Origin of the sequence: Sedimentibacter hydroxybenzoicus DSM 7310 (assembly GCF_013403245.1) — a bacterium.
In the GTDB taxonomy this organism is placed as follows: domain Bacteria; phylum Bacillota; class Clostridia; order Tissierellales; family Sedimentibacteraceae; genus Sedimentibacter; species Sedimentibacter hydroxybenzoicus.
Genome location: NZ_JACBNQ010000008.1, coordinates 101305 through 115881 on the forward strand (window position 1 = coordinate 101305; position 14577 = coordinate 115881).

The following is a 14577-nucleotide window of genomic DNA, read 5'->3' on the forward strand; positions in this document are numbered from 1 at the left end:
AATTTTTTTAAATTGAAGCACTATTCAACATCAATCAGCTTAATCGGATTCAATTTTATTTTATTTATTACTTCCTTGCTGTCAATATCCCCGTTTATTTCAATAGTCAAATTATTGTCAGGCTTATCATATTTCAGTCTGAAAACAACCGTGTAGTTCTTTCCTCTTGTCAGATTGTGTCCGTTGACAAGCTCCGTAAAACTTCCTTTATTTACACCCTCTGCAGGATACAGTCGGTTGCCGTCTTCATCATATATCCTGAAATTATCTATGCTTCCGTTCAGGCTGTCGCTATAATCAACAATTATATCAGGTACCGGCTGTGCAGCGTTAAAGTTAAAGCCGAATGTATAGTCAAAACCCCTCAATATGTTGTATTCATTGTAATCGGGATTATAAATCAGCGGAATCTGATAATTGTCTTTGCTTATATTAACGTTAGGATACATATAAAACCAGTTTAAGTCACTGTTCTTCTTCTCATAGTAAACCTTTATCACATTTTGTGAACTGCCTATTGTAAGAGGGACATTTTCATCTCTTACAAACTCATAGCCGCTGTTTACAATATCCTCCAGAGATTCGATTTGTTCAGCCTTCAGGTAGCTTTTTACTTCACTTCCATAGGGCTTGGAATACGTGATTTCGTGCTTAAGAACGTCATCGAAATAATACTGTACGGAATAATTGTACATGTTGGCAGTATAATACAATTTAACGGTAAGTCCGTTTTTAGGCATCGTTCCGCTTAAGCTTACGTTGCTGCTGTCATACGTATATCCCGGTATGTCCGGTATATCCACCTTGTACGAGCTTCCGCTGTCAAGCGACATGCTCTGCCTGTCCAGTAAAGTATTCGTCCCTTTGATATAGCTTTCTACTATGAGATTACTTTTTCCTATTTCATAATAAAATGCAACCTTTTTATTTTCCGATGTAAAGGTACCGTTTAATATCTTGGATGAATTACTGCTATCTGCCACGACAATGTTCTTATCATTTTTATATCCTATATAGTCGTGGTTTGGGAATGTATAAGAGCTTACCTCATAGCTGCTCTTCTTATCTGCCGTCCTGTTAATGCCGGAAGCATTTTCAGGCCATATCCAATTGTTATTCCAAGCTAAATTTGACGGCCATCCGTATACTACATCACTTTCTTTTAGCGTGCCTGATGAAATGTTGTCTATTTTGCCGTTTTTAATTTTAGCTTGTTTATGCTCTGCCGTAACTTTCGGCAATACATAAATAGTTACCTCCGCATTGTCCTTCAGCTTCGTATCGACAGCATTCTGTCCTATCTTTTTTTGGTAACATTCATATTTAAATTTCAATACTCCCATATAATCCGAATTTGGAGTGAAAACAAACAAGCCCTTGTCGCCGTCAAAGTTTTTTATAGTGCCGCCTAATTTGTTGTTATCATCATAAATGTTATATACACCGTCTGAAACCTTCCTGAGTTTGCTGTCTGTAATCAATTCTGCTTTTGCTCCTGCCTCGGGTACATATATAAAGTCATTATCAAGAATGCCGCCATTATTATTTGTCATCAGGTTAAAGGTTTCGCCCTTTGCGGTTATAAAAAAGTCATCCTCTGCATTCGGAGCCTTATTTTTAATAAATTCAAACTCATATTTGTCCATACCACCGCCTTCCGCATAATCCTGAGTGAATATGTCAATTACATATCTGTCTCCTGATTCTGCGCCTACGAGCTTTTCTCCCACATTGTCAATTGTAGCGTATATATGCCATCCGTCTGTCTGTCTTAATTCCGCCAGGCCTGTGTTCTGATAAGCGGGATTTCCCAATATATCCTTGAAATATGCCTTTTTACCGCTCTGGCTTTCGGTTCCCGCCCAAAAAGCAAGATAGCTTAAATAATTATTATTATTTACAACTGTACCTTCCGGATAAACAAAGACAAATATATTGTCGTTTATGGGAACTATATTTCCGTTGTTAATATCCATATATGCATCCTGGTTTACCGATTTCATTCTTACAAAGTCGTTGCCGTCATAACCCTCGGGCACCGTAATTACAGTCTGAAATCTCCGGATGTCCCTTTTGTCTCCGGATGACTGTCTCACCCAGGTTGCATAAGGGAAGCCTCTTTTTAAATCAGGTTTAACATATCCGTTGTAATACTGTCCTTCATCCCAAATTAAAGTTTCGTCTGTTACGGACATTTTTATTTCACCTGCATCATTCCATGTCCAACCGTTAAATGTAGCAAGCGAAATTACCTCCACAGCTTTCCCGCCCGATTTCTTTGAATTTTCCACAGATCTTTTCCATGGATCTTCCATTGCTATTGTACCGTTGTTGTAGAAGATATTGATTTTATTATTTTTATTGTTTGATAAATTAAGAGTAATTGTTTTTACAACATCTCCCTTAACCTTATAATCTGATGTAAGATTAAGCTCCGAAGCCGTTTTGTACGCTACAACGGCATTCCTGTCTTTGTCATAATCTGTAGTTGTTATCGTTTCTGATTCCTGAAACATGGAATTAACATAGTAGTTTACCGTATAGCTTGCCGGCTTATTGTTACTGCCATATGCCATTGCCGAATTGCTGATTCCAAAAGAAATAATTAAAAACAATAAGATGATACTGACACCGGTCTTTATCACAAAATTTCTTTTCATTCTTTCATCCTCCCATAGTTAAGTATTTGTGTTTTATTATTCTATCTTCCAGTCTCTAAAGTCAATATAATCTTTAAAATCAATTTTCGCGGAGATGCTGTTTTTATATACCGTTATGGCAAAGCTTCCTGCATCGACTTCACTGAACAAAGTATTATACAGATTATTTTCCGCTATGAGCTTAGCGACATAATTTCCGTCATGAATGATATTTACCGCATTTCCACGCTCGGAATTGATTATAATATCTCCTCCCGCAATTAAACTTCCTTTAAAGTTAAACTCTCCGTTAATTACTATGTCTCCGTTTGTGACTATGATACCTCTGTCCGTAAAATGTCCGTCATATATACCGTCATCTATCACCACATCATCATCATCTATGTATATAAGCTCACTTCCTTGTATTTGGCTCATATGATTTGATGATACTTTTGCTTTAAAACCCGCATCATAGTAATTTTTCGCCCTTTCTTCATAGATAGTCCTGTAAGTGTTTTTGTTGTTTATTTTCTCAAGGAATTCAAGATTAAAGGAAGAGGTTTTTATTTCGGTACCGTTCAAGCCTGTACCAAGAGTTTCGATATTGCCTCCCACCGTTATGTTTCCGCCGCCTAAGTTAAGTCCTGTTCCATGCTCCATTGAATATTGTGTAAAATAATCCGCCTTATTCCAAACCCACATATCTCCCCCGCTTCTGAAGCTGTAAGCCAAAGGAGGCAGCGGGTCATAATATTGTGTTATAATATTGTCCCAAACCATGCTTTTGCCTTCGGAGGTACCGCCGGAAAGCGGCCTTGTATATGCTATGTAGTTCCCCGGAATTGAAACAGATTCACCTGTTGCATAAGGTGTACCCTTGATGTATGAAGTGCCGTACAGAACTAAATCGCCGGATATGTTAAACTTTGAACCGCCGGATGCTATATCCGGAGAATTTATTATCAAAGCGCTGTTAAGTGTATTGACCTCATGCTGCTCTCCCCCGGGGCTGAAGCCGTAATACGAGCCGTCTATATCCGTGGTCTGGGCGGTATTGTTCATTTCCAAATCATCCTTGACATAAATTCTGCTGTTCGGATATGTTGTGAAGGAAGCTCCGGTTCCGCTCATAATTATATTTTTGGCAAAAACGTCTTTAACTCTCAAGTAAGAGTCCGGACCCTTCAACAATATTCCGTAATTATCAATTGTACTTCCTGCTGCAATGAGGCTTTTATCAAAATATGCTTCTGTGTTCCTGCCGTTTATTTCAAGATTTACCCCTGCGTACACATCACCTGAAACCGTGACCTTGTCTCCGTTATATGAATTATTTCCGATAATTATATTATCGGCGGCAATACCGTATGTCCACAGCTTATGTACAGGAACAATTTTTGTTTCTATTGTAAACGGTTCCTCGTAATCGGGTATGCCTATTATTAAGCTTGCCGATACCCTTTTGGTATACTCTGAAATATATGAGGAACGAATTCCGATTGTCAATGTCCTTTTAGCCGGTCTTCCTGTTTCATTATCCCATTTGCTGTATTCAACCTCAACCTCCAATCCGCTGTCATAAGGGCTGAAGCTGCTGTCCAGTGTCTGATTGATTTTAAAGGCATCCATATAATTTTCATATGTACTGTTAAATATTTCTGAAGCTCTGATTTTTATTTCAACTTCATTCGACTCCGCAATAAAGGGTTTATCAGTACCTATAATTATATAGTCCCTGTATGCATCCTTTACTGTCGGAGGAGCTTCATTTTCTGCGGAGTTGAGAGTGGAAATTTCCTCCGTCAGCTCATTGATAAAATCCTGTGATGCGGAGCTGCCTTCATTTACCGCTTCAAGTACAAGGTTATATGCTCTGTCGTATGCCTTGTCCAGCCCTGTTTCAGACATATAAAAGGTATGCTTCAAATCTGTATTTGCTTTTTTAATTTTATAGTTCATCATTGTAACGCCCAGTATTGATGTGCCGAGCAAGGATATGATACCTATCGACATTATCAGCATTATCAATGTAGAACCCTTTTTACTCCGAAGCTTTTTCATAAACCTCTCCCTTTCATTTGAAGCTACTTAAATATGCCTGTGCTTTCCAGACTTTTGACAAGCTTCCTTTCCGTGCCGTTTCCCTTATAAACCTTAACTTCTATTTTATATAACAGTTCCCCGGGAAGAAGCTCCTTTACACTTACTATTTTAGGTGTCTTCCCTCCAAAAACCTCAAAGCTCCATTCTTTTTCATTTTCATGGAGATATACATTTTCTGAAACCGTACAATTTATAAAATTCAATTTTGCATCGAAGGCATCAGTTTCTAATTCGACGTTAATATCATTTGAGCTTATGAAATGTTCATATCCCGCAACATTTATCTTACCCCCGTCAATGCTTATATCCACTGTACCGTTTGCGACAGGATAGGATTTTACTACTATATCATATTGCAGCATGACAATGTCATCATATATCGTAACAACCGGCAACGCATTTTGAGGGGCATTGCTTACAACATTTCCCGAGGACTCTGATTCAATGATAATATCGACTTCATACGGAAAAGTTTCTCCCACTGCAGTCGAATAATGATTTCCGCCTGTATTTATATATCCCATGGAGGGTAAAGAAGACAGATCTGTTGCAGATTTGATTTTTTCTAAATGATTTTGAGCTATCTGCAATGTTCTATACTCTTCACCACTCTCGTTATTTATTTTCTGAGATGCGATAAACATGTTCATTAGAGGCGTAACAACAACACCTAAGACAGCCAGCGTCACAATTATTTCTATTAATGTAAGTCCCTTATTGTTGAATTTGTTTATCATACTTTCCTCACTCACATATTAATTACAGTCTTAACTTGTATTATCTGATTACGGTCACCGATTTAGGGTCTTTAAAAAATACCCTCGTGGTACTGTCATCACCCTCGATTTCAAATCTGGGTTTAAGACCCGAGGTGTTTGAAACTCCTATGTTCACACCAACCGAATCGACCTTCGAATTTCTTTTGCTTGAATATATTTTAATATAAATGCTGCCGGATATTTCAGGCGTAAATTCTTTCCACGTTCCATCTGCAGGATACCTTCCTTCAACAGCTGCATATTTGTAATAATATTTGCTGTCTTCCTCTTTAAATTCAAAATTCACGCTTTCTACAGCATTTCCATCGGCATAAAGATAAGATGTCCTGCTGTCATCATCCGATTTGCCTAAAATTACTGCAGGCAAGTCAGAGCTGTCAGGCATGATACTAATATGAAAGTCGTAATTGCCTGAGCTCATCTGCATCCGGCCTGATGAAGCCACAAAGGGATTGTTCTTGCCACTTTCAGCCAAATCCTCCCATATCCACTCATCGTTGCTTTCTGTAAAGCCTTCAGGTTTTGGCACCTCATAAAAATTCAAAGCTATTGTACCTTGTATTAGGTTACTTTCCGAAACAATATTGATATTGGTAATAGATATATCAACCTTGTTGTTTTGTATGGAATCAATGAATTTCAACAATTCGTCGTAGGTGCTTTCAAATGTTATATTTACAGATATCTGCCGAACTGTAAGAGACTGCTCCTCATTTAAATCCTCCGGCTTTGGCGCTTCGTCATTTTCTGAAGCTTCGCCGTTTATATCATTCATCAATGCTTCAAAGGAGCTGATTTCCTTTTGCTCTGCCTGTTCTGCCGCAATACTTATCGGAACAACAGTCGCGTCCGTAAAGCTTATGGCATTAGCATCAATACCGTTATTTGTAAAATAGTTATTTAATAACACTATAATTTTTTCCTGCCGCAAATCTGAAATGACATTTAAGTTGTTTATTTCTTCACTCACAGTCTGAATGCTTTCTTCGTATTTATTTTTAAGCAATATATTTTGAGACATGCCGTTATATTCGATGCTCATTTGGTTGTACTCCGACCTTAACGATTCTAAGTTAAATAAGTTTAAGGACGGAATAATCATGTATCCTGCATATGCTATCAATGATATTATTAAAACAATAATCAGTACTTTTTCTCTTCTACTCAGCTTCATTAACAATCACATCCTTTACATCGCATACAACCGAATAAGAATAGCTTACGCTGCTTCCTTCTGCACTGTCTGCCACAGCAGGTATGTATACATTATCTATAAACTCTATTCCCTGTAAATTCTTTTCAAATTGAGCAGCCTCCTGTCTTGAAGCCGATGTACATTGAAGGTTTATGCTTGTTCTTTCTATTGACATAGAATTAATTATTGTTCCATGGGGTATTGAAGCAGCAATTTGTTCAAATATTATTGAATTGACTGCGTCCTCATTTTTAATGGCAATTAACAGCTTGTCTGCTTCCTCCTTATATTTTTGCAGCAGCAGTGATTTGTTCCTTGCTTTAACGGCTTCGTCATTCAGATTAATATTTTCCTGATTGTTCAAAAATGCCTCCATTGCGGCAATATCCTTGTCCAAGGCAGACTTTTCAACAAAGTACGAATAGCCGTAATAAGCGATTGTAAGCACTGCTATTAATGAAGCTGCCATTACCACAACACCAGTATTGAATTTATTTTTATGCTGCTTTTTTCTGTCAGACAAAAAGTTTATATCGCGTCTGTCTATATATAAGGATAAAATAGTATTCATATATGTTTTGATATCCGGTTTGCCTGTTTTATCGATAATATTTGAAAGCTCATTAACTGTTGACGTGCTGATATTTAATCTTGATTCTAAGTATTGATCAATCCCCGACATGTTTGCGAAGCTTCCGTAAACGTATATATGTTCAATTTGTCTGTCCTTGTTGTTGGAATTATAATATCTGATATATCTGTTGAACTCATCTGCCCACATATTTATATTTTCTTCTAAAATATTACTTTCAGAAATTTTATTTAATTCAAAATTGTCACCCAATGACAAGCCGTATATTTCATTTATGGCTTCTTCGGTACTTAAATTGTAGACAGCTTCAAAATTATTGACAATATCACGCAAGCCGTTAGAGGATATTCTCGAAAATATATCCTTACCGTCATTTAAAACACTGAACAGTATGTTGGTGTAGCCGATATCTACAAAGCCGACAGATGTGCTTGGTTTTAAATTTTCCTTGTTGATAAATAAATTTTTAGCAGCAATTTTATCAAGGCAATTAGAGGCAAGGTCCATTGCAACTAATTCTAATTTCAAACGTTCCGACAGCTCTATGTATTGTTCATATATCGCTATTGGAAGTCCGTAAACAATGTATAGTCCCTTTACCACACCGTCAATCGTAACAGTGTCGGTTTTTTTATAAACAATTTTGTATTGCTCAATATCCACAGGCAAAAGCTGACTTAATTCGTTTTTTACCATTGAAAATGTTTCCGAATTACTTTTCAACAAAGGCAATTCCATATTTCTTGTAATAGTTGCATTAGTATTAATAATAAATGTTGCGTTTTTTGTTTTAATATTGTTCTCCTTAAGCGCACTGTCGATAATATGAACAACCGAGTCAATATCGATTATTTTACCGTCATCGATACTGCCGGGTTCAAGGTCTAACAATAAGCTTTTGTAGACAGTAATTGAAGAGCCCTTCCTCAAGCCGTCCAATATTTTTATATTACGGTTTTTGATTTCTACAGATAAAATTCTTCCCATGACATACCTTTCTAATGTAATTTAAATAACTCAAAGTACCAATTTATTATTTCGCTGCCAAAGAATATATATATTAAAGCAGATAAAGATATGAAAGGTCCGAAGGGTATTTCATCCTTTCTGCTTTTAATTTTCATAGCTAATAAAATTACCGATATGACAGCTCCCGTTACAAATGAGGATAAGGTTATAAGCAATATACCCTTTATGCCGAATATGAGCCCCAGCACAGCCATAAGCTTTATATCGCCTCCGCCCATGGCATTTGTAATCAATGCTATCAAAAGAAATAAACCGAATCCTATGGCAGCACCCGTTAAGCCGTCTATTAGTTTTTGGTTAATGATTATATAGATAATTCCCAACACCAAGCCGGTTATATTTAATCCGTCAGGAATTATTTTGTGTCTTAAATCTATGATGCTTATGGTTATAAGAAGGCTTATTATCAAGCAGTAAAGCACAGAGCTTAATGTTAACCCGAACCTTGTATATACCAAAACATACAGCAATCCGTTTAATATTTCTATCAAGGGATACTGTACCGAATAATTTGAACCGCAATACCTGCACTTACCTTTGTTTACAATGTAACTCACCACAGGTATCATATCTATGTAATTAAGCTTGTGTCCGCAGCTCCCGCAGGAGGATGGCGGTTTTATTATTGAAATTCCTGAAGGTATGCGATAAATGCATACATTCAGGAATGAACCTATAAATAGGCCGTAGATTAAAAATAAAATAGTCATTGTGTTTTCTCGTGTTTGTTACGTATTTGTAAAAACGGGACAAATGAAACGTCCCGGTGTCCTCCCTCCGTATTTGTAAAAACGGGACAAATGAAACGTCCCGGTGTCCTCCCTCTGAAACGTCCCGGTGTCCTCCCGGTGTCCTCCCTTTGTATTTTAATTATTCATCTAAATCATTTTCAGGGTAAATTTCATAATCTGTAGATCCTTTAGTTACTTTTACTGTAACAGAACCATTTGCTACAGTAATTTTAACATCATCTAAAGTTTGTCCACTAATTTTTGATGATTGGAATTTAATGTCTTGTGGAAAATCGTCTTGTAATTTACTCTCAATGTCTGTAGCATTCATTCCTTTCGCGGCGTATATTTCAGCAGTTTTAGCTATCAATGAACCCGATGCATAGTCCGCATCAACTTTAGCTTGCTCCTGCACTCCTACAAACCTCGGCACAGCAATAGCCATAATAATACCCAACACTGCCAATACTACTATCAACTCAATTAATGTGAATCCTTTTTTGTTTTTTAATTTGTTTACTAATCTAAACATATGCTCTCTCCTCTTATGAATAAATTTTATTTTAAGCTTCAATAATGCTTCAATATTATCCCTTATTATCTATAAACAATTGCTTCATTATTGAAGAATCAAATACTTGTAATATTTACCCTACTTATACTATTTTAAACAATTATTGCACGGCTTGTACCATGTCAAACATCGGGGTTACCATCGCAATTACTATAAAGCCGATTATTACGGCCATAAAGACAATCATCATCGGTTCAAGCATGGCCGTAAGTCTGGTTACTGCAGTATCCACTTCTTCGTCATAAAAATCTGCCGTCTTGTCCAAAATTTCCTCGATGGAGCCGGAATCCTCTCCTATTTTAATCATCGAGTGAACCATGGGCGGGAACACTCCCTGACGTTTTAAGGGCTGTGACAAGGCATGTCCTCTTCTTACATCCTCTTTTGCCTCTAATATTTTGCTTTTTATATATGTGTTGCCGGTTACTCCCGATACGGTTTCAAGGGCCTGCAATAGCGGTACACCGCTTCCCATGAGGGTTGAAAGAGTACGTGTAAACCGGGAAGTTGCTACCTTCAGAATTAAATTTTTAACCACAGGTATTTGCAGCTTAAAATAATCTCCCTTTATTTTTATATTTTCGTTTTTATTGATTGCAGAAATTAAAAGAACCAATGCCAAAATAAAAAAGCCTATAATATACCAATAGTTCTTAAGACCGTTGCTTATAGAAATCATAATCTCTGTAACCTTCGGAAGCGCTATGCCGGAGCTTGAATACATTTCAACAAATGTGGGCATAATCGTAGTCAATAAAAATATTACTACGGCAATACTTACAAAAATAAGTATGATAGGGTATGTCATTGCTCCCTTAACCTTGTTTTCTATCTTGTATTCCTTTTCGAAATGTACTGCCAGTCTGTTCATAATAACATCCAGATTACCGCTCAATTCTCCTGCTTCCACCATGCTTATAAGGATTGAAGGAAATGCGTCCTTATGGTGCGACAGACTTTCCGAGAAGGTATTGCCCTTTTGTAAATCTTCATATAAGAATCCTATTATTTTTGCCAGTCTTTTGTTTTCCGTCTGCTGTCTCAGAATATCAAGCGAATTAACTATAGTCACACCTGCTTTTAACATGGCATAAAGCTGCTTGCAAAACACCGCCAGATCCTTTGATTTAATTCTGCCGGAATTAAGTCCGCTTAAGCTTACTGAGCTGTCTGACTTGTTTATATCTATTATTATGTAGTTGTTTTGCTTTAAGTAATCAATAGCTTCTGATTTTGATTCTGCATCACGGCTTATCTTTCGCTTTTTGCCTGATTGATCTACCACACTGCATTTGTATACTGCCATAGCAACCTTCCCTTTGTAAATAATTTTAAGCTGTGAGGACACATCTTTTATTTAAAGTGAGTCCCTTGGAGAATATCCCCATTTAGATCTGTTTCATGACATAATCCAGATCTATCGCTGATTTTAACAATGTTTGTCTTGATATTTTCTTTTCGTTGTATAAATTTAATAAGCTGAAATCCATTGTCTGCATTCCGAATTTCGAACCTGTCTGTATTTGATTTTGTATTTGATGAGTTTTCTTTTCTCTTATTAAATTTCTTATGGCAGGTGTAGTAACCATAATTTCTACGGCTGCAAGTCGCTCTTTTTCATCCATGTTCAGAACAAGCTGCTGCGATATAACACCTTCCAGTACATTGGCAAGCTGAATCGTTACCTGCTGCTGTTGATGTGGAGGAAATACATCTATTATACGGTCTATCGTCTTTGCAGCACCCGTCGTATGCAATGTTGAAAATACCAAGTGCCCCGTTTCCGCTGCAGTAAGCGCCATTTCCATGGTTTCCAGGTCTCTCATTTCACCTAACAGTATAACGTCAGGGTCCTGCCTCATGCATGAGCGAAGCCCTGAAGCAAAGGATTTAAAATCGCTTCTGTATTCTCTCTGGTTAACTATGCTTTTGTTGTGCTTGTGAAGATACTCTATAGGATCTTCTAGGGTTATAATATGATGTTTTCTTTCTGAGTTTATAATATTTATCATTGAAGCCAATGTAGTTGATTTTCCACTGCCTGTAGGTCCCGTCACCAAAATAAGCCCTCTTTGTCTTTGTGTAAAATCATACAAAATTTCAGGCATATTAATTTCTTTAAGAGTGGGTATTTCCATACGGACGGCACGAATTGCAATGGAATAGCTTCCTCTTTGCTTGAATATATTGATTCTGAACCGTCCTAAGCTTTGTATTGCATAGGACATGTCAAAGTCACCGATATCATTTATTTCCTTTAATTGCTCTTCGCTTGTTACCTGTCTCACTAAGCTTTCTGTATCATCCGGAGTCAATTTTTCGGTCCCTGTGTTTATCAATACACCATTTATCCTGTATATAGGGGCACATCCAACCGTTATATGCAAATCAGAGCCATTCATTTCAATCAATTTGCATAGCATATCATTTATATTCATGTTAATCCTCGCATTAATCCAATTTGTAAACCACCTGTGAATATTCTTCCATTGTTGTAATTCCGCACAATACCAATTCTCTGCAATTTTCCTTCAATGTCGTCATACCGCCCTTTTCTGCGGCTTTTGTAATTTCATCCGAGCTTTTCCCTCTTTGTATTGCTTCTCTTACTGCTTTATCAACCTTTAATATTTCGTGAATCGCAATTCTCCCGCTGTATCCTGTATTGAAGCATTTAGGACATCCGGCTCCTCTTTGCAATATTGCATCAAATTCTATTCCTAACAGACTCTTTTCTGTTTCACTTGCCTTATATTCTTCCTTGCAATTTGTGCATACTCTTTTTACCAATCTTTGTGCCACGATTCCTCTGACTGAAGCTGCAATTAAAAATGGTTTAATACCCATATCCTGCAATCTCATAATGGTTGACGGTGCATCATTTGTATGCAAGGTAGAAATAACCAGGTGACCTGTTATAGCTGCTCGCACGGCTATCTCTGCAGTTTCTTCGTCTCTGATTTCCCCTACCATTATTATGTCCGGGTCCTGCCTTAATATTGACCTTAATCCGGTTGAAAATAATAATCCTGCCTTACTGTTAACCTGAACCTGGTTTATACCTTCAATTTTATATTCGACAGGGTCTTCAACCGTAATGATGTTTTTATTCATTTTATTAAGCACGTTTAAGCTAGCATAAAGAGTAGTCGTTTTTCCGCTTCCTGTTGGTCCCGTCACCAAAATTACCCCATTTGGTGCTCCTAATATTGTTTCAAATATCTCCAGATTTTCGTGAGTAAAACCCAACTCTTTTTTGTTTTTTAAAAAATTACCTCTGTCCAGTAAACGCATCACTATTTTTTCGCCATAAACAGTCGGTAAGACGGATATACGCAGGTCAACTATTGTATCGTCTATTTTCATTTCGATTCTGCCGTCCTGAGGCAATCGCTTTTCCGCAATATTCATTCCGGCTATTATTTTAACTCTTGTTACCAAAGCAGATTGTGTATGCTTTGATGGTGTTAATATTTCCTGTAACTCACCGTCTATTCTCACTCTTACCCTGATTCTGTTTTCCAATGGCTCTATATGTATGTCACTGGCTCCCATTTTCAGGGCCTGTCTTATAAGTGAATTAATAAGGCGGACAACGGGAGAGTTGCTTACGTTTATGTCTGTTTCTTCGCTTATTGCATCAAAATCTTCATTTGCTAAATTTTCTCTGTTGAAATCCTCTACCGCTTTTTCCGCACTTCTTCTTCCCATATATTTTTCTATGGCATAATTAATCTGTGATTTTGCAGCTAACAAAATTTCCGTTTTTTTGCCTGATTCCATTTCAATATCTTCGATATCAAAAATGTTTAACGGCTCACTCATTGCAACATAAATTTTATCGTTTACTGTTTTTAATGGTATGGCATTAACCCTTTTAGCTAATTTTTCTGATATCAGTTTTGTTGCTTCTGCATTTATATGAAAATTATCTAAATTGACTATTTCTATTCCTAATTGTTCGGACAGTGTATTTAAAACTATATCCTCGGTTACAAAGTCTTTTTCTATAAGAATTTCTCCGAGCTTTTTACCGCTTCCTTTTTGTAACCTAAGACACTCATTTAGCTGATCCTGTGTTATTTCTTTTTTATGCAGAAGAATATCACCAAGGCGAGCTGTCTTGCTATAATTATTCATAATATCTCCTTTTTATGTAAAAAAACACTAAAAAGTGTAAAATACGACATATTGTATTAATTATATTGAAAATTTGGCACTTTGTCAATTTATCTTAATAATAAAAAAACGTAATCTTATATGTATTCATAAAGATTACGCTTTTGTTATATTGTATTTCTATTTATTTTTTCTTTGCTTGTCCTTCGTTACAACACATGTTCCGCTGGCTCTGCACACTACGATTGGTTCTTCCAGGAAATCACATGCAGAATCGTTTATATCCTTTCTCGGAATTATTACCTTTCTTGCTTCAAACTTCATTTTTCTCGACGAATTGCCTTGTGATACTATTTCTCCTTCTGCTTCGATATAATCTCCGGCGTATACAGGTGCAAGAAATTCTACGCTATCGTAAGCAACAAACAATCCTTCGTCTCCGTCGTTTCTGATTAACAGTTCTGTTGCCACGTCTCCGAACAACCCCAGCATTCTTGCTCCGTCAACCAAATCTCCGCCATAGTGTGCCTCATGTGCACTCATTCTCAATCTAATCAATGATTTCATTTTTCCCTCCAAATTTTTTGCTTTCCTCCTGTCACTTGCCTTTGTGACAAGCTAATTTTATCATTGAATTTAAGAGATGTCAATTTTATTCAATTTATTTATATAAATACTAAAAAACAAAAAAGACGCTAAGCGTCTTCAGGCTGCTGAAAAAGTCCCCCTGCATCGTTGCCGTTCATCCGGTCAATCCTCACGTATGTCTAATACGCTGCGGTTGCCCGTCTTCCGGCGCCTTGCAGGATGAAC

The 14577-nt window shown here is 37.0% G+C and carries 11 protein-coding genes; all 11 read right to left on the reverse strand.

Going from position 1 to position 14577, the window contains the following annotated elements; translation table 11 throughout:
* Window positions 1–20 precede the first annotated feature (20 nt).
* The gene (locus tag HZF24_RS09055) at window positions 21–2660 is read right to left on the reverse strand and encodes a MucBP domain-containing protein (protein ID WP_179237996.1); all 2640 of its coding nucleotides are present in this window, start codon (window positions 2658–2660) and stop codon (window positions 21–23) included.
* A 36-nt stretch (window positions 2661–2696) separates the two neighbouring features.
* A complete protein-coding gene (locus HZF24_RS09060; protein WP_179237997.1) occupies window positions 2697–4703 on the reverse strand; it encodes a hypothetical protein in 2007 nt (668 codons plus the stop codon).
* 23 nt (window positions 4704–4726) lie between these two features.
* Window positions 4727–5482, reverse strand: coding sequence for a PilW family protein (locus HZF24_RS09065; RefSeq protein WP_179237998.1), 756 nt, complete (start codon window positions 5480–5482; stop codon window positions 4727–4729).
* A 40-nt stretch (window positions 5483–5522) separates the two neighbouring features.
* Window positions 5523–6698, reverse strand: a complete 1176-nt coding sequence (locus HZF24_RS09070) for a hypothetical protein (RefSeq protein WP_179237999.1) — start codon at window positions 6696–6698, stop codon at window positions 5523–5525.
* Window positions 6685–8298: a pilus assembly protein PilM gene (gene pilM, locus HZF24_RS09075; RefSeq protein ID WP_179238000.1), complete on the reverse strand. Its 1614-nt coding sequence runs from the start codon at window positions 8296–8298 to the stop codon at window positions 6685–6687. Before pilM ends, HZF24_RS09070 begins: the two co-directional genes overlap by 14 nt.
* Window positions 8299–8309: 11 nt before the next feature.
* Window positions 8310–9050 carry a prepilin peptidase gene (locus tag HZF24_RS09080; RefSeq protein ID WP_179238001.1) on the reverse strand — a complete coding sequence of 247 codons (741 nt, stop codon included), beginning with the start codon at window positions 9048–9050 and terminating at the stop codon, window positions 8310–8312.
* 160 nt (window positions 9051–9210) lie between these two features.
* Window positions 9211–9603 (reverse strand): type II secretion system protein, encoded by a 393-nt coding sequence (locus tag HZF24_RS09085; RefSeq protein WP_179238002.1) that lies wholly within the window; start codon window positions 9601–9603, stop codon window positions 9211–9213.
* Between the two features lie 142 nt (window positions 9604–9745).
* A complete protein-coding gene (locus HZF24_RS09090) occupies window positions 9746–10951 on the reverse strand; it encodes a type II secretion system F family protein (RefSeq protein WP_179238003.1) in 1206 nt (401 codons plus the stop codon).
* A gap of 82 nt (window positions 10952–11033) precedes the next feature.
* The gene (locus HZF24_RS09095; RefSeq protein WP_179238004.1) at window positions 11034–12083 is read right to left on the reverse strand and encodes a type IV pilus twitching motility protein PilT; all 1050 of its coding nucleotides are present in this window, start codon (window positions 12081–12083) and stop codon (window positions 11034–11036) included.
* Window positions 12084–12096: 13 nt separating this feature from the next.
* On the reverse strand, window positions 12097–13785 hold the full coding sequence (locus HZF24_RS09100) for a GspE/PulE family protein (RefSeq protein WP_179238005.1): 1689 nt from the start codon (window positions 13783–13785) through the stop codon (window positions 12097–12099).
* Between the two features lie 159 nt (window positions 13786–13944).
* Window positions 13945–14331, reverse strand: a complete 387-nt coding sequence (gene kal, locus HZF24_RS09105) for a 3-aminobutyryl-CoA ammonia lyase (RefSeq protein WP_179238006.1) — start codon at window positions 14329–14331, stop codon at window positions 13945–13947.
* Between the last annotated feature and the right edge of the window lie 246 nt (window positions 14332–14577).

What these genes read in the sequence shown, in the direction of transcription:
- HZF24_RS09055 (WP_179237996.1), bottom strand. Translation starts at nt 2,660, where the DNA reads ATGAAAAGAAATTTTGTGATAAAGACCGGTGTCAGTATCATCTTATTG.
- HZF24_RS09060 (WP_179237997.1), bottom strand. Translation starts at nt 4,703, where the DNA reads ATGAAAAAGCTTCGGAGTAAAAAGGGTTCTACATTGATAATGCTGATA.
- HZF24_RS09065 (WP_179237998.1), bottom strand. Translation starts at nt 5,482, where the DNA reads ATGATAAACAAATTCAACAATAAGGGACTTACATTAATAGAAATAATT.
- HZF24_RS09070 (WP_179237999.1), bottom strand. Translation starts at nt 6,698, where the DNA reads ATGAAGCTGAGTAGAAGAGAAAAAGTACTGATTATTGTTTTAATAATA.
- pilM (WP_179238000.1), bottom strand. Translation starts at nt 8,298, where the DNA reads ATGGGAAGAATTTTATCTGTAGAAATCAAAAACCGTAATATAAAAATA.
- HZF24_RS09080 (WP_179238001.1), bottom strand. Translation starts at nt 9,050, where the DNA reads ATGACTATTTTATTTTTAATCTACGGCCTATTTATAGGTTCATTCCTG.
- HZF24_RS09085 (WP_179238002.1), bottom strand. Translation starts at nt 9,603, where the DNA reads ATGTTTAGATTAGTAAACAAATTAAAAAACAAAAAAGGATTCACATTA.
- HZF24_RS09090 (WP_179238003.1), bottom strand. Translation starts at nt 10,951, where the DNA reads ATGGCAGTATACAAATGCAGTGTGGTAGATCAATCAGGCAAAAAGCGA.
- HZF24_RS09095 (WP_179238004.1), bottom strand. Translation starts at nt 12,083, where the DNA reads ATGAATATAAATGATATGCTATGCAAATTGATTGAAATGAATGGCTCT.
- HZF24_RS09100 (WP_179238005.1), bottom strand. Translation starts at nt 13,785, where the DNA reads ATGAATAATTATAGCAAGACAGCTCGCCTTGGTGATATTCTTCTGCAT.
- kal (WP_179238006.1), bottom strand. Translation starts at nt 14,331, where the DNA reads ATGAAATCATTGATTAGATTGAGAATGAGTGCACATGAGGCACACTAT.